This window comes from Micromonospora sp. L31 (assembly GCF_052068075.1).
GTDB lineage: Bacteria > Actinomycetota > Actinomycetes > Mycobacteriales > Micromonosporaceae > Micromonospora > Micromonospora purpureochromogenes.
In genome coordinates this window covers 79,061-97,039 of record NZ_JBQHDC010000013.1, presented here as the reverse complement: position 1 = coordinate 97,039, position 17,979 = coordinate 79,061, and the positions used below count along the sequence as shown (strand labels likewise).

16 protein-coding genes are annotated in these 17,979 nt (G+C 72.8%); 10 read left to right on the top strand and 6 right to left on the bottom strand.

What is annotated here, in order from left to right:
- Positions 1-83 precede the first annotated feature (83 nt).
- Positions 84-2,306 (top strand): family 43 glycosylhydrolase, encoded by a 2,223-nt coding sequence (locus ACTMS9_RS27035; protein WP_441166311.1) that lies wholly within the window; start codon positions 84-86, stop codon positions 2,304-2,306.
- Positions 2,307-2,581: 275 nt separating this feature from the next.
- Complete coding sequence (locus ACTMS9_RS27030; protein ID WP_441148767.1) at positions 2,582-3,094, top strand: nuclear transport factor 2 family protein; 513 nt, start codon at positions 2,582-2,584, stop codon at positions 3,092-3,094.
- A 105-nt stretch (positions 3,095-3,199) separates the two neighbouring features.
- Here the strand turns inward: ACTMS9_RS27030 and ACTMS9_RS27025 are convergent, their stop codons facing one another.
- A complete protein-coding gene (locus ACTMS9_RS27025; protein WP_441166310.1) occupies positions 3,200-3,631 on the bottom strand; it encodes a nuclear transport factor 2 family protein in 432 nt (143 codons plus the stop codon).
- 218 nt (positions 3,632-3,849) lie between these two features.
- On the opposite strand from ACTMS9_RS27025, the gene ACTMS9_RS27020 reads away from it, so the two are divergent.
- Positions 3,850-4,635, top strand: a complete 786-nt coding sequence (locus ACTMS9_RS27020; RefSeq protein ID WP_441148693.1) for an SDR family NAD(P)-dependent oxidoreductase — start codon at positions 3,850-3,852, stop codon at positions 4,633-4,635.
- A 72-nt stretch (positions 4,636-4,707) separates the two neighbouring features.
- Positions 4,708-5,253, top strand: coding sequence for an acetyl-CoA carboxylase biotin carboxyl carrier protein (locus ACTMS9_RS27015; RefSeq protein WP_441148694.1), 546 nt, complete (start codon positions 4,708-4,710; stop codon positions 5,251-5,253).
- A gap of 55 nt (positions 5,254-5,308) precedes the next feature.
- On the opposite strand, the gene ACTMS9_RS27010 is transcribed toward ACTMS9_RS27015, so the two are convergent.
- Positions 5,309-6,112 (bottom strand): AfsR/SARP family transcriptional regulator, encoded by an 804-nt coding sequence (locus tag ACTMS9_RS27010; RefSeq protein ID WP_441166309.1) that lies wholly within the window; start codon positions 6,110-6,112, stop codon positions 5,309-5,311.
- A 735-nt stretch (positions 6,113-6,847) separates the two neighbouring features.
- Between ACTMS9_RS27010 and ACTMS9_RS27005 the strand changes: the two genes are divergently transcribed.
- Positions 6,848-8,461 carry an FAD-binding oxidoreductase gene (locus ACTMS9_RS27005; RefSeq protein ID WP_441148695.1) on the top strand — a complete coding sequence of 538 codons (1,614 nt, stop codon included), beginning with the start codon at positions 6,848-6,850 and terminating at the stop codon, positions 8,459-8,461.
- A gap of 84 nt (positions 8,462-8,545) precedes the next feature.
- Here ACTMS9_RS27005 and ACTMS9_RS27000 read toward each other — a convergent pair whose 3' ends face one another.
- From ACTMS9_RS27000 to ACTMS9_RS26985, 4 genes are all read right to left on the bottom strand, one after another.
- Positions 8,546-9,895: an acetyl-CoA carboxylase biotin carboxylase subunit gene (locus tag ACTMS9_RS27000; protein WP_441148696.1), complete on the bottom strand. Its 1,350-nt coding sequence runs from the start codon at positions 9,893-9,895 to the stop codon at positions 8,546-8,548.
- A 2-nt stretch (positions 9,896-9,897) separates the two neighbouring features.
- A complete protein-coding gene (gene accD / locus ACTMS9_RS26995) occupies positions 9,898-11,649 on the bottom strand; it encodes an acetyl-CoA carboxylase, carboxyltransferase subunit beta (protein WP_441166333.1) in 1,752 nt (583 codons plus the stop codon).
- Positions 11,646-12,791 carry a hydrolase gene (locus ACTMS9_RS26990; RefSeq protein WP_441148697.1) on the bottom strand — a complete coding sequence of 382 codons (1,146 nt, stop codon included), beginning with the start codon at positions 12,789-12,791 and terminating at the stop codon, positions 11,646-11,648. The genes accD and ACTMS9_RS26990 overlap by 4 nt, the downstream gene beginning before the upstream one ends.
- A 139-nt stretch (positions 12,792-12,930) precedes the next feature.
- The gene (locus tag ACTMS9_RS26985; RefSeq protein ID WP_441148698.1) at positions 12,931-13,554 is read right to left on the bottom strand and encodes a TetR/AcrR family transcriptional regulator; all 624 of its coding nucleotides are present in this window, start codon (positions 13,552-13,554) and stop codon (positions 12,931-12,933) included.
- Between the two features lie 268 nt (positions 13,555-13,822).
- Here ACTMS9_RS26985 and wrbA point away from each other — a divergent pair, with 268 nt between their 5' ends.
- From wrbA to ACTMS9_RS26960, 5 genes are all read left to right on the top strand, one after another.
- Positions 13,823-14,428, top strand: coding sequence for an NAD(P)H:quinone oxidoreductase (gene wrbA / locus ACTMS9_RS26980; RefSeq protein WP_441148699.1), 606 nt, complete (start codon positions 13,823-13,825; stop codon positions 14,426-14,428).
- A gap of 62 nt (positions 14,429-14,490) precedes the next feature.
- A complete protein-coding gene (locus ACTMS9_RS26975) occupies positions 14,491-15,504 on the top strand; it encodes a DUF6081 family protein (protein ID WP_441148701.1) in 1,014 nt (337 codons plus the stop codon).
- A gap of 59 nt (positions 15,505-15,563) precedes the next feature.
- Positions 15,564-16,025 carry a lipocalin-like domain-containing protein gene (locus tag ACTMS9_RS26970; RefSeq protein WP_441166308.1) on the top strand — a complete coding sequence of 154 codons (462 nt, stop codon included), beginning with the start codon at positions 15,564-15,566 and terminating at the stop codon, positions 16,023-16,025.
- Positions 16,022-16,954, top strand: a complete 933-nt coding sequence (locus ACTMS9_RS26965) for an NADP-dependent oxidoreductase (RefSeq protein ID WP_441148703.1) — start codon at positions 16,022-16,024, stop codon at positions 16,952-16,954. Before ACTMS9_RS26970 ends, ACTMS9_RS26965 begins: the two co-directional genes overlap by 4 nt.
- Before the next feature lie 86 nt (positions 16,955-17,040).
- Complete coding sequence (locus ACTMS9_RS26960; RefSeq protein ID WP_441166307.1) at positions 17,041-17,976, top strand: alpha/beta hydrolase; 936 nt, start codon at positions 17,041-17,043, stop codon at positions 17,974-17,976.
- Positions 17,977-17,979 lie beyond the last annotated feature (3 nt).

Sequence of the window (17,979 nt, the reverse complement as noted above, 5' to 3'; positions counted from 1 at the left end):
ACCTTTACATCGTTGTATTCATCGTTGTAGAACTGGACGGAATGACGCACCGACCACCATTCACCCCAACCGAGGCAGGTCTGATGGGTCAACTCCGCCGCGGCGGCGCGCTCGCCGCCGTACTCGGTCTGCTCCTGGCGGTCGCCTCCGCGCCCGCCACCGCCGGAGCCGACACCCCCGACCGCTACCGCAACCCGCTCTCCGCCGGGTTCGCCGACACCTTCGCCGACCCCGTCGTCGTCCGCGGCGACGACGGCTTCTGGTACGCCTACGGCACCACCGACCCGCTGCGCGAGGGCGAGAAGCGGTTCCACCGGGTGCCCACCGTTCGCTCCGCCGACCTGGTCGACTGGACCTACCTCGGCGACGCCTTCGGCCCCGACCAACGCCCGCCGTACGCCACGGCCGGCGCCGGCTTCTGGGCCCCCGACGTGCGCCGCGTCGGCGACCGGTGGGTCATGTACGTGACCGTCACCGACACCACCGTCTCCCCCGACGGCGGCGACTTCGCCGTCGGCGCGGCGACCGCCCCCACCCCGACCGGCCCCTGGACCTTCGCCGACCAGCCCGTGGTGGCGCCCCGTCCCGGCGGCGGCGGTGGCTGGCTCTGGACCATCGACCCGTCGCAGTTCACCGACGTCGACGGGAAGCACTACCTCTACTACGGCAGCTACTACGGCGGCATCTCGGTCACCGAGCTCTCCGCCGACGGGCTGCGCGCGGTCGGCGCGCCCACCCTGGTCGCCATCGACAACAAGTTCGAGGGCAGCTACGTGCTGCGCCACGACGGCTGGTACTACCTCTTCGCCTCCACCGCCAACTGCTGCGCCGGCCCGGCCACCGGCTACTCCGTCCAGGTGGGCCGCGCGACGAGCCCGCGCGGGCCGTTCGTCGACCGCGACGGCATCCCGCTGACCGCCTCCCGGGCCGGCGGCACGCCGGTGCTCACCCAGAACGGCAACCGCTGGATCGGCACCGGGCACAACGGGTTCCTCACCGACCTGTCCGGGCAGGACTGGATCGTCTACCACGCCATCGACCGGGCCGACCCGTACCTGGACGAGCCGTTCGGCATCAACGAGCGGCCGATGCTGATCGACCGCCTCGACTGGATCGACGGCTGGCCGCAGGTCAACGCCGGCGCCGGCCCGTCCGACGGCGACCGCCGGGCGCCGGTGACCACCGCCCGACTCGACGCCCGCTTCGACTCCCCGGCTCTGAGCGGCTGGACCGGCAGCGGCGCGTGGCGGGTCACCGACGGCCACCTCACCGGCACCGGCGCGCTGACCAGCCGCACGGTGACCGGCGGCGACCTGCGCGCGGAGGCCGACCTGCGGCTCACCGGCGCGGCGGCGGCCGGACTGACCGTCGGCCGGGTCGAGGTACGCCTCGACGCCGCCGCCGGTCGGCTCGTCGCCCGGGAGGCGGGCGGCGCGACGGCGAGCGTGCCCCTGCCCGCCGCTCTCGACCCCGCCGACCCGCACAACCTCGCCGTCGAGGTGCGCGGCCGGCAGCTCGTCGCCGAGCTGAGCCCGGCCCGGCTCGGTGACCAGCTCGCCGTGGTGTCGCTGCGGCTGACCCGGCCGACGGTCGGCCGGCTCACCGTCACCGCGACCGGCGGCGCGGCGGAGTTCGACAACGTCAGCGTCGCCAGGCTGCACCGGCCCGCCCCACGGGCGGTGCCGGAGCCCCGCGTCGGCGGGGTGCTGCCGGCGTACTCCGACGAGTTCGCCGACGGCCTCGACCCGGCCTGGCGGTGGGTCCGCGAGGATCCGGCGGCGACCGTCTCCGGTGGCGCGCTGCGTTGGCCGGTGCAGTCGGCGGACCTGACCGGCACCGGCAACACCGCCGGGGTGCTGCTGCGCGACGCGCCGACCGGCGACTACGTGGTCGAGACGAAGGTGACCCTCGACCTGGGCGAGGAGACGGTCCGCAACTACCAGCAGGCCGGCCTGGTCGCGTACGTCGACGACGACCGGTTCGCCCGGCTGGCCCAGGTGGCGATCTGGAACACCCGCCAGGTCGAGTACGGCTACGAGCTGCCCTTCGCCGGCCAGCCCGTCTACGGCGGGAACATCGTCGGCACCCCGGCCACCACCACCTGGCTGCGGCTGGCCCACCGGGTCGACCCGGCCACCGGCGAGCACGAGTTCCGGGCCGGCTCCAGCCGGGACGGGACGAGCTGGACGTGGGGCGGGGTGTGGACGTTCCCGGCGGACGCGACTCCACGGATCGGCCTGGTCGCGCACGGCGGCGCGGAGCCCCCGGTGACCGCCGTCTTCGACTACGTCCGCTTCCACGGATGAGTCCCCGGGCGGGTGCGCGCCGACGTCGCGCCGCACCCGCCCGGCCGGCCCTGCCCGGAGGCGGGCGCGCTTCGAGTCGGATTCGAGTCCGGTCTGGAATCCTGCATCGCGCCACAGCCGGTCCCGACTCGGCTAGAACGGAAGATGTCCACCGGCCCGTGGGCCCGGCCATCCGCGCCCGCGGCAGGCGTCGACCGGTGCCGTGATCCGGGGCGCGCCGACGCATCCGACCCGGCCGCCGCGACGGCTCGACATCCAGGACTCTCGAGGTGAACATGACGCAGGACTCCACCGGCACGATCCGGACGGCACCGACGCCCGACGAGGAACTCGTCGCGCTCCGGCGTGAGCTCCGGGCACTCACCGACCACCGCGAGATCTCCGAACTGGTGGCCCGGCTCGGCAGGTGGCTGGACGGCCGCTGCCTCGGCGACGCGGACGCGCTGTTCACGCCGGAAGCGGTCGCCGTGACGCCGGGCGGCACCGACGAGGGCCGTACCCGTCTGGTCGAGCAGGCGCAGCAGCACCACGCCCACTACCACCGACTCCAGCACTCGATGGCGCACCTGCTCGTCGAGCAGGACGGCGACCGGGCGTCGGGGCAGGCGAACCTGACCGCCGTCTTCGTCGAGAACGACCCGCCCGCCGTCCGGGTCCTCGCCGGCGACTACCGCTTCGGCTTCGTCCGCACCGCCGACGGCTGGCGGTTCTCCCGCCTCGAGATCCGACCCACGTGGATGTCGACCGCATCGCAGGTCGTGCTCATCCCCCAGCCCGCCGGGGCCTGACCGGTCAGGCCGCCTGGGCGACGGCACGTACGGCGCCGTCGCCCGGGCGGCACGGCCGCCCCGCCCGGGCTGAGTGCGTCGACGGGCGACCGGCACGTGGCCGGCTCAGAAGAGCTGGTCGTGCTCGACCTTGCGGGAGCGCAGCAGCAGACCGCCGTCCTCGCCGCGCACGATCACGTCCCGGACGACGCAGCTCGGCGCGATGTCCGGCTTACCACCCGGGCGCGTCGTGATCACCAGCGCGTAGCAGGTCGAGCTGATGCTCCCGTCGTCCTGCGGTTCGAGGTCGATCATGTTGAACCAGTGCCGGCGCTGCACCGGGTCGTTCTCGAACCGCTTGTGGAACTCGTGCAGGTCGGCGGCGATGCCGGCCCGGGTCCGGGCGGGTTCTCGTCCGGGCGTGTGACCGAACTCCGCGTCCTCGGTGAACGTCTCGGCGTAGGCCTCCAACTTGCGTTCGTCGAGCTGGCGCATCTGCCGCGCGTAGAACTGCTGGACCTCCGTGTACAGCTCGGTGAACGAGGTGGACGTCGGCATGGGTGACCTCCGGGATGGCTGGCCTGGACGGGGGCACCGGAGGGCGGGCCCCGGCGGCACCACGATGACCGTCCGGACTCGAATCCGGCTCGAAGGCCGGACGCGCAGTCCCCGGCCCGGCCGCGACACCCGGCTCTCCAGGCACCCTCGACCGGTGTTCGAGGACGGACGGTGATCCTCGGCGGCGTCACAGTCGGCCGTGCGGTGAAGGGAAGCCAATGTCGGAGCAGAGCCAGCGAGTGGCGATCGTGTCTGGGGCCACCAGCGGAATTGGGCTGGCGGTCGCCCGGTCGATCGCTCGCAGCGGGGCACACGTCTACATCTGTTCCCGCCGTGAGTCGGCGGTCGCGGACACCGTCAAGAGCCTCCAGTCGGAGGGGCTCGACGTCGACGGCCGTAGCTGCGACGTGCGGTCCGCGGAGGACGTCACGCGGTTCGTGGGCGCGGCGGTGGAGCGGTACGGGCCGATCGACGTCCTGGTCAACAACGCCGGACGCCCGGGCGGCGGCGCCACTGCCGAGATCGACGACGAGCTCTGGTTCGACGTCATCAACACCAACCTCAACAGCGTGTTCCTGATGACCAAGCAGGTCCTCACCACCGGCGGCATGTTGGCGCGGGGCCGGGGTCGCGTCATCAACATCGCCTCCACCGGCGGCAAGCAGGGTGTGGTCCACGCCGCCCCCTACTCGGCCTCGAAGCACGGCGTGGTGGGTTTCAGCAAGGCCCTCGGCCTGGAGCTGGCGAAGACCGGCATCACCGTGAACGCGGTGTGCCCCGGGTTCGTGGAGACCCCCATGGCCGAACGGGTGCGGGAGCACTACGCGGACATCTGGGGCGTCGACGAGGCCGAGACCCACGCCCGGATCACCGGACGGGTCCCGATCGGCCGCTACGTCGAGGTGGAGGAGGTCGCCGCAATGGTGTCGTACCTGATGAGCGACGGCGCCGCCGCGGTGACCGCGCAGGCGATGAACGTCTGCGGCGGGCTCGGCAACTACTGACAGGTCACGGGACACCGGCCGGACACGGATCGAGCAGCCGGACCCGGCACGGTTTCGAGGAGAGGCACCGTCATGACGAGTGACACCACCCGGGCGCCGCACCGGCCACCGGAAGAGACGCCCGACGACCACGACCCCCGGGCGATGCGGGACATCCAGGCCGCGCTGGAACTGGTCCGCAGCAGCACACTGGAACTGCTGACGGGTTTCGGCCGTACCCCGAGCGCCCTGCGCGTGCGAGCCGGCGGCGTGACGGTCGAGGCCGAATGGCCGGTGGAACCGGCGACCGCCCACGCCGCCACCAACGCTCCCGTGGCCGTGGCGGTGGCGGCTGGCAGTGGCTCCACACCCCTCGCCGTCGAGCCGGACGGCCACCAGGTCCGCTCACCGGCGGTCGGGATCCTGTTCCACGCGCCGTCACCCGGCGCCCCGCCGTTCGTCTCGGTGGGCGACACGGTGGCCCCGGGCCAGCAGCTGGCGATCGTGGAGGTGATGAAGCTGATGATCCCGGTCGAGTCCACGGTGCACGGCACAGTCAGCGCGGTGCTGCACGACAACGGCGAGCCGGTGGAGTACGACGACCCGCTCTTCCTCATCAACGTCACCGAGGGCTCCTGACCGGCCCGCTCCGCCCGGTCGTCGCCATCGCGGACGACCGGGCGGGGCCGGCTGGTCACCGGGAGGCCAGTCCGGCGAGCCGGCTGTCCTCCCCCTGCAGGACGGTCAGCTGCAAGCGTTGCACCTGGACGGTCGGCTCGACCCCGAGCTCACGGGCAAGGATGCCGCGCAGGTTCTGATATGCCTGCAACGCCTCCGCCCGGCGGCCCGACTCGTAGAGCACTTCGATCAACTGAGCGTGGAAGGACTCGTTGAGCGGATGGGCGGCGACGAGGGCACGCAGTTCCGCCACGAGCTCCAGATGGCGGCCGAGCCGGCGCTCCGCGGTGATCCGCAGGTGGGTCGCCTGGAGTCGCAGCTCGTCGAGGTGGGCGATGTGCGCGGCCAGCACCTCCCCGACCGCCAGACCGGCGAACGCCGGACCCCGCCAGAGGTCGAGTGCCGTGCGGAGTTCACGCAGCGCCGCCTCCGGCTCGTCGTCAACCAACAATTCACGCGCCCGTTGCACGAGTCGTTCGAAGACATTCACGTCCACGTCCTGCGCCGCGATCCGCATGGCATAACCGGGCGCCCTGGTCGACACCAGGTCCTGACCGAGCGGTGACAACTCGCGCGCCAACATCCGCCGGCCGTGGTAGATGTACGTCTGAAGGGTGGTGACCGCGCTGCGCGGCGGCTTCTCGCCCCACAATTCCCTAATGAGGGTGTCGACCGCCACCGCATCGGGGCACCGGGCGATCAGCAACGCCAGCACCTGCCCGGTCTTCGACGGGCTCACATCGATCGACCTGTCGTCATCCGTGATGATTTCCAGTGGGCCCAGAACGTTGAACCTCATAGGTACTCCCCCGTCGCTCACGGTGCTTCTGCCGTCGCTCTCGATAGACCGGAAGAACAGCCGGAAAGCGGTCTGATCCGCACCGCCCCCACGCCGGTGAGAAGTCGGGACGTGCGGCCGATCCCCCTTGTCACGGCCATGGCCACCCCCTCGGACCAGCAAAGTGGAGGTCCCTCCACTTCCCGCTACTGGGCGCCAGTTTACACATGCTCGCCACTCCTCAGGACCATCTGTTTCCCGATCACCGAGGGCCCGGCAGGGGACTGTTTCCGCAGGAAGAGGCGCGATTTCTCGGCCCCGGGCGGGGTGATTGCCTAACTGTGACGAAGCGCACTGTCACATCGATGTCTGTATCCATCAGATATCGCGTCCCGACATACGTAAAGAAGGGGAGGATTCGGACACCGGAATTCGCTTTCATCGTCAGCTATTCACCAGATCAACGAAGTGGTGACGGAAAGCCAACAGGACTCCCCCATTCGGGTGATCACATTGAACCTTCCGACGCTGTTTCGGAATTGACGTCGCGAATACCGTATTGATTGCGGCTCAGTGTTCCGACAGCACCCGATGCACACGGGACCGGGCGAGCATCCACGGGGGTGGAATTCGGCACTCGTTCTCGACCCGATCCGGGTCGACGGGCCGAAATCACGCGCGAACTCAGCGCCTCTTCCCGAACGGTCCGCCCGTCGCGATCTTCCGGTCCCGCCGGACACGTCCGCGCACCCGAGAATGCGAATGGGAAGGAACGGCATGGCACACATCAGCAGGAGAAGCCTGCTCAGCGGGACCGCCGCGGTCGCGGGTACCGCCGTGGCGGGTATGGCCACGGGAGCACCCGCGCAGGCCGCCACGACCACCACGACGCCCGCGCTGACGGTCACCCCGGGCGACCCGCGCTACCCCGACCTCGTCGTCGGCAACAACCAGCGGTGGGTCGCGACGCCCGACGCCGTACGGCTGGTCACCTCGTCGGCCCAGGTGCTGCAGGCGGTGCAGGAGGCGGTCGACGCCGGCAAGCGGGTCTCCGTGCGCAGCGGCGGGCACTGCTACGCGGACTTCGTCTACCACTCCGCCAGCAAGGTCGTCATCGACATGTCGGCGATGAACCGGATCTCCTACGACCAGAACCGCCAGGCCTTCGCGGTGGAGCCCGGGGCCCTGCTCATCGCCGTGTACGAGACGCTGCAGAAGGGCTGGAACGTCACCCTGCCCGCCGGCGTCTGCCCGACCGTGGGCATCGGCGGCCACGCCACCGGCGGCGGCTACGGACTGCTCTCCCGCAGCCACGGGGTGGTCGCCGACCACATCGAGGCGGTCGAGATGGTCGTCGTCGACGCGAACCGCATCGCCCGGCTCGTGGTCGCCTCCCGCGCCTCCACCGACCCGAACCGGGACCTGTGGTGGGCGTGCGCGGGCGGCGGAGGCGGCAACTTCGGCATCATCACCCGCTACTGGTTCCGCTCGCCGAACGCCTCCGGCACCATCCCCGGTCAGCAGCTGCCCCGTCCGCCGCGCGAGGTGCTCGTCAGCAACGTGCCGGTGCCCTGGGTGGCCCTCGACCAGGCCAGGTTCACCACCCTCGTGCGCAACTTCGGCACCTGGTACGCGCAGAACAGCGGCGCCACCTCCCCGTACACCGCGCTGTCCGGGGTGGCGTTCATCCCGCACCGGTCCGCCGGGGGCATGGGGCTGCTGACCCAGATCGACGCGGCCGTGCCCGACGCCGAGAAGCTGCTCGCCGACTACCTCGCCGCCGTCACCCGGGACACCGGCATCACCGCCCCGTACCCGCCCCGGCGGCTGCGGTGGCTGGCGGCCACCCGGCTCATCGGCACCAGCAACCCGGCCACCATGCTGGACCCGACGATGCGCAGCGCGGTGAAGTCGGCGTACCTGCGCCGCAGCTTCACCGACACCCAGATCGCGGCCCTCTGGCGGAACCTGACCCGCCAGGACTACGCGAACCCCAACGCGACCCTCCAGCTCACCGGGGTCGCCGGCGGCAAGGTCAACACGGTGCCCACCACCGCCACCGCGTACCCGCACCGCAACTCGGCGTTCCTGGCCCTCTACGAGAACTTCTGGATCAACCCGGCGGAGGACGCCCAGCACGTGGGCTGGCTCCGCGACATCTACGGCCAGACGTTCGCCGCCACCGGCGGTTACCCGGTGCCGAACGACCAGACCGACGGTTGCTACATCAACTCGCCGGACATGGACATCCGCGACCCCGAGATCAACCGCTCCGGCGTACCGTGGTCGACCCTCTACTACAAGGAGAACTACCCCCGGTTGCAGCAGGTGAAGGCCCGCTGGGATCCGACGAACTTCTTCCGGCACTCGCAGTCGATCACGCTGCCCTGACGCGATCGGCGCCGGCCCCGAGCGGGGCCGGCGCCGAGAGCCGCGCCACGAGACGGCGGCGCCGGACCGGGTCCGGCGCCGCCGTTACCGTCGGTCCGTCAGCTGGTCGACAAGGGCCGTGGTGTGCGTGGCGGTCCGGAACCGGGGATCGTCGAGCACCTGACGCAGGAAGTCCACCGTGGTGTGCACGCGGGGCCCGGAGATGCGGAACTCGGCCAGGGACCGCAGCATGCGCGCGATGGCCTCGTCGCGGCGGGGTGCCCAGACCACCAGCTTGGCCAGGAGCGAGTCGTAGTTCGGCGGCACCTCGTAGCCGGCGTGCACATGGGAATCGACCCGGACGAACGGGCCGCCGGGTGGCACGAACTCCGTCACCAGGCCGGGCGCCGGGGCGAAGTCCCGCGCCGGGTCCTCCGCGTTGATCCGGCACTCGATCGCCACCCCGCGGGGCCGGACGTCGTCCTGCGTGAACGCGAGCGGCTCACCCGCGGCGATCTTGATCTGCTCCCGCACCAGGTCGATGCCGGTCACCATCTCCGTCACCGGGTGCTCCACCTGGATGCGGCAGTTGACCTCCATGAAGTAGTAGCTGCCGTCGGGGTCGACCAGGAACTCGAAGGTGCCGGCGCCGACGTAACCGGCCGCGAGCGCGCCGTCGACGGCGGACCTTCCCATCCGCTCGGTGAGGTCGACGGGCAGCTCCGGCGCCGGCGTCTCCTCCACCAGTTTCTGGTGGCGTCGCTGCACGGTGCAGTCCCGCTCCCCCAGGTGCACGGCGTGACCGTACCGGTCGCAGAGCACCTGGATCTCCACGTGCCGGGCGTCGCGGAGGTACTTCTCGACATACACCCGGCCGTCGCCGAAGAGCATCTGAGCCGTGGCCTGGGTCCTGCGGTACTCGTCGAGGAAGCTGTCCCGGTCGTGGACGACCTGCATGCCGCGGCCGCCACCGCCCGCGGCGGCCTTGACGATGACGGGGAATCCGATCGTCGCCGCCAGTTCCTCGGCCGCCTCGGGGCTCAGCGGGTGGACGCTCCCCGGCAGCAGCGGCAGGCCGGCGCGGGTCATCAGGGCCCGGGCCGAGGTCTTGTCGCCTAGCTCCGCCATCACGGAGGCGGGCGGACCGATCAGAGTGACGCCGAGCGATTCGCACGCGTCGGCGAAGTCCGGTGACTCGGAGAGGAACCCGTACCCGGGATGGATGGCGTCGGCGCCAGACTGCTCGGCGGCCTGGAGCACGGCGGCCGCGTTCAGGTAGCTGCGGGTGGGCGGCGCCGGACCGATCTGCACCGCCTGGTCGGCGAGCTGGACGACGGCCGAGTCACGGTCCCGGGTGGAGTGCACGGCGACCGTCGGGATCCCGAGCTCCCGGCAGCAACGGGCGATCCGCAGGGCGATCTCGCCCCGGTTGGCGATCAGGATCTTCTTGAACATGCTCAATGCACCTCTCCGCTGATCGTCAACAGCTCCGCCTCCACGGTCACGGCCGAACCGAACTGGCGGAAGCGGGCCCGCCGATCGGCGCCGAGCTGGTCGGGGGCGAGCGCGCCCAGCTCGTGCAGGCTCGCCCGCAGGGCTGCGCCGAGCAGCTCGGCCGCACGCAGCGGGTCCGCCCCCGTGCCGCCCTCCGGCTCGACCAGTACGCCGTCGACCACACCGAGGCGCAGCAGCTCCCGGGCGTCCAGCCCGAGCGCCGCGGCGGCACGCGGGGCCGCGGCGGGGTCCTTCCAGACGATCGCGGCGCAGCCCTCCGGGCTGATCACCGAGTAGACGCTGCTCGAGAACATCAGCACCCGGTTGGCCACCGCGAGGCCGAGCGCGCCACCGCTGCCACCCTCCCCGATGATCACCGTCACCACCGGCACCGACAGGAAGGCCATCAGGCGCAGGTTCTCGGCGATCGCCACCGCCTGGCCCTGCTCCTCGGCGTCCACTCCCGGATAGGCGCCGGGGGTGTCCACGAGCGTGACGATCGGCAGGTCCAGCTTCTCGGCCAGACGCATCAGCCGGGCCGCCTTCCGGTAGCCGGCCGGCACCGGCATGCCGAAGTTGCGGCGCATCAGCTCGGCCGGGTCGTGCCCCTTCTGCTGGCCGAGCACCAGCACCGGCCGGCCGTCCAGCCACGCGGTTCCACCCACCACCGCTGGACAGTCGCCGGAGATCCGGTCCCCGTGCAGCTCCTGGAAGTCGGTGAAGGCGAGGGACAGGTAGTCCAGCGTCGTCGGCCGGCTGAGGTCCCGCGCCTGGGAGACGTGCCGCCACGGGTCCGGCTCGGGCAGCGCACGGTGGTCACGGACGACCGGGTCCGCCGGCGCGGGGCCGCCGGAGCGTACGCCGGTGAAGGTGGCCGCGCGCAGCAGCCGGCCCAGTTCCTGGCGCAGTCGCCCCCGCTCGACGATCATGTCGATCATCCCGCGGGCCAGCAGGAACTCGGCCGTCTGGAACCCCTCGGGCAGGACCTGGCGGATGGTCTGCTCGATGACCCGGCGACCGGCGAAGCCCAGCCGGGCCCCCGGCTCGGCGACGATCACGTCGGCGAGCGTCGCGAAGGAGGCGGCCACCCCGCCGTACGTCGGGTCGGTGATCACCGAGACGGTCAGCACACCGGCCCGGTCCAGGGCGCCCAGCGCGGCGCTGGTCTTGGCCATCTGCATGAGCGACAGCGCCCCCTCCTGCATCCGCGCGCCGCCCGAGGCCGTCACGATGATCAGCGGCGTGTGCTCGGCCAGCGCCGTCTCGGCGGCGATGGTGATCAGCTCGCCGACGGCGCTGCCGAGGCTGCCGCCGAGGAAGCGGAAGTCCATCACCGCCATGATCGCCGGGACACCCTGCACCGTGGCCCGGGCGCAGAGCACCGCCTCGTTCAGTCCGGTACGGGCGCGGGCGTCGGCGAGCCGGTCGGCGTAGGGCACCCGGTCGACGAAGCGCAGCGGGTCACTGCTGGTCACCGTGACGGCCAGCGGCTCGTAGCGCCCCTCGTCGGCCAGCATCCCGAGCCGCTGCTCGGCGGTGAGCGGCAGGTGCAGGCCGCATTCGGGGCAGACCCGGTGGTTGCGGATCAGGCGCTTGCCGTAGACCGGGGTACGGCAACCCCGGCACAGCAGCCAGTCGGTGTCGGTGGAAACAGCTGTGGTGCGGGACATGGGTTCTCCTCGCGACGGAAGCCGATCGGCGGGCGCAGGGCTCAGATCTTGAACACCTGGTCCGCGTAGGCGCTGGCGGCGGGCGGAAACTGCAGCGCCACGTGACTGCTGGCGGTGTTGACGTCACGCCAGGCGCGCTGCATCGGGCTGCTGGTCGCGTGCCCGGACGTGCCGGCCGCCCGGAACAGCCGGTTGACCGCCTCGACGAGCAGGTCCATGGCGAGCGAGCAGTCCCGCAGGTTGCGGCTGGTCTCCAGCGGGGTGATGCCGGCGCCCTGGTCGGCGGCGGCGGCCGCCCGTTCCAGCAGCAGTTCCGCGGCGTCGATCTCGCCGGCGGTCCGGGCGAGGGTGACGTCCTGCTCGACGCGCCGGGGCGGCGCCGGGGCGGGCCCGGCGGCGGCGGAGCGGATCTTCTCGGCGACGTGTCCGGTCCAGGCCCGTTCCATCCCGCGCGCCGCGCCGAGCACGGGGGCGACGAACGACAGCCCGTTGACCGCCGGCAGCGGCACCACGTGACAGGGCTCGGTGGAGGCGGCCGCGGCGCCGGTGAACAGGTGCGCGCGGTCGAAGGACCTGGCGTCCGGGACGAGGACGTCCCGCACGACGACGGTGTTGCTCCCGGTCGCGGCCATCCCCACGTTGAACCAGGTGTCGGTGACTTCGTAGGCGGCGCGCGGCACGGCGAACACCCGCGCCGCCGGCGGGCCGTCGGAGGGGACCTGGCCGCAGAGCAGCGCCCAGTCCGCGAAACCCACGGCACTGATGTAGGCCCACCGCCCGGAGAGCCGCCAACCACCGGAGACCGGCTCGGCACGGCCGGTCGGGCTCAGCGACCCCACCACCACCGCGTCGGGACCGTCCGCCCACAACTCCGCCTGGCCCTCGGCCGGGAGCAGCCCGGCCATCCGGCCCAGGTTCGCCACCAGGGAGGCGCACCAGGCCGTCGCCGTGCAGGCCTCGCCGATCCGGACGACGGCGCGGGTCAGGTCGGTGAAGGTGCCGGCGTTGCCGCCGTGTCGGGTCGGCGCGAAGTGACGCGCGAAGCCGGCGTCGATCAGGGCGTGCACGACGTCCGGGTCGAGCCGGCGGTCGGCCTCGGACGCGGCGGCGCAGCGCGCCGCCACCGCGGCGAGGTCCGCCACCGCGGTGGGCGTGAGACGCGTGGCCGGTGAACTCTGCTCGCGCATGGTGGATGCCTCCTCGGTCCGGGCGGGACATCCGACGGCGCGGTCGGCGGGGGCGGTTGGTCCCGCCGCCGTGCCGTGTCCCGCTGGTGACCATCGCCGGGGCCGGTCGAAGACGACTCGACCCCGGCTGGAGCACCGACTACAGGCCCAGCCCCAGAAGGTCGTCGAGGCCGGCCTTTATCGCGTCGACCGCGAACCCGCGCTCCCGCCGCTGGAAGGTCAGGAACGTGGCGGAGAGGGGGGCCAGCAGCGCCGCGGCCACGAAGTGGGCGTCCACCCCGGGCCGGGCGAGGCCGAGCAGCGTGACCAGGTGGATGTGGTAGATGGTGTACGGGCCACTGGTGAACCGGGCCGTCGGCGAGCTGGTCTCGGCGGCGACCAGCAGTTCCCGCTGTGCCTCGACCCGGTCGACGAGCGCGTGCAGGAACGCGCGGACGCGCTCGGCGGGCGGGCCGCCGGGGCCCAGCGGCGGCGGGCCCTGCATGAAGGCGGACTGGAACTGCCGCTCCTCCTCGTCCAGCAGGGCGAAGATCAGCCCGGCCCGGTCACCGAACCGGCGGTAGACCGTGCCCACGCCCACCCCGGCCACCCGGGCCACCTCGTCGAGCGACAGGGCGGGGATGCCGGCCCGGGACACGATCCCCGCCGCCGCCGTCAGGATCTTGCGCCGGTTCCGCGCGGCGTCGGCGCGCTCGACCGGTCGACCGGCGATCGGCAGGCTGAGCGCCACGGGTGTCCGCTCGGCCGGAGGTTGCTCGGCCACCTTGGCCCCCTCCCTCGGTCGGCGCCGACCGGTGCCACCCGGGGCGCGGGTTGCTCCATTGTGCCGGTGCTGGGGGGGAAACCACCCGCAGGACCCGACCACGGCCGATCGGAGGACGTCCGATCGGGCGACGGACCGGACGACAGGACGAGGGTCGTTGCACGCACGCGCCACGACGGTTACTCTCGGCACAAACGGAGGGGGTTCCGCTTAGCTTCGCGTGCTCCCCGCCGTCCTCTCCCCTCGCGTCGACAGCGGAAGGACGCCCATGACCACGAAGGTCGCCGTCATCTACTACTCCTCCACCGGCAACGTGCACGCCCTCGCGCAGGCCCTCGCCGAGGGCGCCGTCAAGGCCGGTGCGGAGGTACGCCTCCGTCGGGTGCCGGAGCTGGCCCCGGACGCCGCGATCGACAGCAACCCGGCGTGGCGGGCACACCTCACCGCCACCGCCGACGTCGAGGTCGCCACCCACGACGACCTGCGCTGGGCGGACGCCTACGCCTTCGGCACCCCGACCCGTTACGGCAACGTCTCCGCGCAGCTCAAGCAGTTCCTCGACGGCACCGGTCAGCTCTGGGCCGCCGGTGAACTGTCCGGGAAGGCCGCGACGGCCTTCACCAGCGCGGGCAACATGCAGGGCGGCAACGAGTCGACCCTGCTCGCGCTCTACAACACGATGTACCACTGGGGCTGCCTGATCGTCCCGCCCGGCTACACCGACCCGAGCGTCTACGCCGCCCACGGCAACCCGTACGGCACGGGCCACGCCGGCGGCGGCGGCCTGCCGGGCGAGCAGGTGCTCGCCGCCGCCAACTACCAGGGGCACCGGCTGGCCACGGTCGGCGCCCGGCTGCTCGGCTCCGCCGTCTGACCCCGCCGCCCGCACGTCGCACGGATCACCGTCGACGGACCCCCCGGCATGAGGGAGCACCCATGACAGACGTGGCACCGGCCCGGTCCATCGCGGAGGTTCCGCCTGGCCGCCTCTTCCACGACGAGTTTCACGACGGATTCCGCACCACCGGGCCGGACGCGCGGTGGTTCCACACCACCGCCGGCCCGCACGTCGCCGACGACGGCACGGTGCACACCTCGGCCGAGGGGCTGCGGGTGGTCTCCGGAGGGCCCGACGGGCGCCCGGTCTTCACCCGCACCGTCGCCCAGGACACCACGCCGGGCGCGGTCCCCGGCGTCCTCGACCACGTCAAGTGGCTCGTCTACACGACCCACCGGACGGCGGACGGCACCCCGGGCTTCGAGGTACCGGCCGGACAGGTCCTCACCGGCACGGCCGTGGTGTCCGGACGCACCCACGGCACCACCGGGCACCCCTTCGGTGACCAGGTCACCGACCCGGAGGACGACCTCCGGCTCGCCTCGACCGGGATCAACGCCGTCGATCCGGAGACGTACGTCATCTTCGACTTCCTGCTGACCAACCGGCGGGTGTACGCCTTCTACGAACGCCTCCCGTTCGCCCGCGCCGAGCTGGGCCGCTACGCGGCGTTCTCGTACGGCGTGCCGGTGGCCGACCGGTCACCGGAGGACGAGCACGAGCTCGTCCTCTCGTACGACCGGGACGCGGGCGTCGCCCGCTGGCTCCTCGACGGGCGGGAGGTGTTCCGGGTCGACCGGATCGGTCACCACCTGCCCGGCCGGGAGCACCTGATGCTCGACCACGGCGGCACCGAGGCCCTGGTCGTGCCCCGTCAGCTGAACTTCGGCATGGGGATGCTCACCCTGCTCGACGGCGCCCTGCCCGGGCGCTCCCCCGTCGGCCTGGTCCGGCTGGTGGGTGACCCCGGCTTCTACGTCGATCCGGTGGCCGGCGAGCCGACCCCCCAGCGCTTCGTCGACGAGGCGAGCCGCCCGGGCAGTCGGCTCTTCGGTCAGGGGGCGGAGCTGTCGGTCCGTCGTTACACGGTGCAGCGCGGTCCGGCTCGATGACCGGGGCCGACACCGCCTCCCGGCCCGCGACGCCGGTCCCGGTGGGGAGGTTGGCGGGCGTGTGGCATCTCGTCTCCTACTTCGACCTGGACGACGAGGGACGCCGGTCGCCGGGCCCGCTGGGCGCGGCGCCGGCCGGTGTCCTCGTCTACACCGCTGACGGGCACATGTCGGTCAGCATGATGCGCACCGACCGTCGCCCCGCCGGTCCCCCGTCCGCGGTGGCCGGGCGGGACGAGACGTTCATGGGGTACGCCGGCAGCTGGCGGCTGGTGGGCGGCGAGATCCGCCACACCGTCCTGGTCAGCGCCCACCCGCACATGGTCGGCACCGAGCTCGTCCGCGAGGCGGCCCTGGAGGGCGAACTGCTCGTCCTGCACGGCACGTCGCTGATCTCGGGACGCGCGCAGCGACGCGTACTCACCTGGCGGCGCGCCGCGCCGCCGCACCCGCCCGCCCCGCCGGTGCGGGCGACAACCACCGGTGCCACCGGCACCTCGGAAGGAAGCCGATCGACATGAAGGCCCTCATCGCACAGTCCTACGGACCCGTCGACCAGCTCGTGGTCGCCGAGCTGCCGAAGCCCGACCCCGCACCGGGCCAGATCCTGATCCGGTTGCGGGCGGCGGCGCTCAACCCGCTCGACGTCAAGCTCGCCACCGGCGCCATGAAGGAATTCATGCCGGTCCAGCACCCGTTCGTGCTCGGCCTGGACGCGGCCGGAACCGTCGAGGCGGTCGGCGACGGGGTGACCCGTTTCCGCCCCGGCGACGAGGTGGTCGCCTTCACCCACCCGGTCGGCGGCGCCGTCGCGGAGTACGCGCTGGCGCTGGACGGGCCCGAGGTGGTGGCCCGACCGCAGGCGCTCAGCCCGGTCGCCGCCGCGGCGCTGCCGGTCGCCGCGATGACCGCGGCGAACATCCTCGAACTGGCCGATCCGGCACCGGATTCCACGATGCTCGTCGTCGGCGCCACCGGCGGGGTGGGTTCGTTCGTCGTGCAGCTCGCCGCGCAGGCCGGCGTCCGGGTGCTGGCCACCGCCCGGCCGGACGAGGTCGACTACGTCCGCGGTCTCGGCGCCGCGGAGGCGATCGACTACACCGCCGCGGACACCGTGGAGGAGACCCTCCGGGCGCAGCCCGGCGGGGTGGACGTCGTGGTCGACCTGATCAACGCCGGGCCGGGGCTCGCCGCCACGGCGGCGGCGGCCCGGCCGGGTGGGCGCCTGGTGTCGCCGGCCGGCGGCCCGCCCGCCTTCGAGCGGGACGTCACGGCCGTCTACGCGCACATCGAGGCGAGCGAGGGGCTGCTGCAGCGCCTCGTCGGCCGGGCGGCCGACGGCGGGCTCGCGGTGGAGGTCGGCGCGACCTACCCGTTCACCGAGGCGCAGCAGGCGGTGGCCGACTTCGTCGGCAAGCACACCCGGGGCAAGGTCGTCGTCACCTTCTGAGCGACCACGCACCCCACGCCGTCCACCGGCCCCACCCGGGTGCCGGTGGACGGCACTTCCGGAACCGACCCGAGAGGCGGTAGGACGTGTACGCCTTCGATCCCGAGCTGGCCGAGCCGGCCAGCCGGTTGCCGAGAGTCGACTACGCCGACCTCGGGACGGCGCGGGCGGCCGCCCGCGCCATCGCGGCCCACCAGCAGCCGTACCTGCCGGCGGCGCCGGTGCGGGTCACGGACACCCGGGCGCCCGGTCCCCCGGGCGCCCCCGACGTGCCCGTACGGCTCTACCGCCCCGCCGTCGCCGGGCCGGTCCCGGCGCTGCTCTACCTGCACTGGGGCGGCTTCGTCATCGGTGGCGTGGACGGCGTGCACCACACCTGTGTCCGGATCGCCGACCAGGTGGGGGCGCTCGTCGTCTCGGTCGACTACCGGCTGGCCCCGGAACACCCGTTCCCGGCCGCACTGGACGACTGTCACGCGGTACTGGAGTGGGTGGCCAAGGAGGCCACCGAGCTGGGTGTCGACGCCGACCGGATCGGCGTCGGCGGGGAGAGCGCCGGCGGCGGCCTCGCCGCCGCGCTCTGCCTGGCCGTACGCGACCGTGGCGGCCCGGCCCTGCGGCACCAGTGCCTGCTCTTCCCCGCCCTGGACGACCGGCTCGACACCGTGTCGGCGCGGGCCTTCACCGACACCCCGATGTGGGACCGGGCCAACGCCCTCGTGAGCTGGGGTCACTACCTGCGCGGGCGGGCCGGCGCGGCCGACGTGCCGGCGCTGGCCGCGCCCGCCCGAGCCACCGACCTGTCCGAACTTCCCCCGGCCTTCGTGGTGGCCTGCGAGTTCGACCCGCTGCGCGACGAGGCGATCGACTACGCGCACCGGCTCATCCAGGCGGGGGTCCGCACGGAGCTTCGTTACTACCCCGGCACCTTCCACGCCTCGATCGCGGTCGCCGAGGCGGCCGTCTCCCGGCGGATCCTCGCCGACCAGGTGGCCGCCCTCCGTGCGGGCCTGGCCGCCTGACCG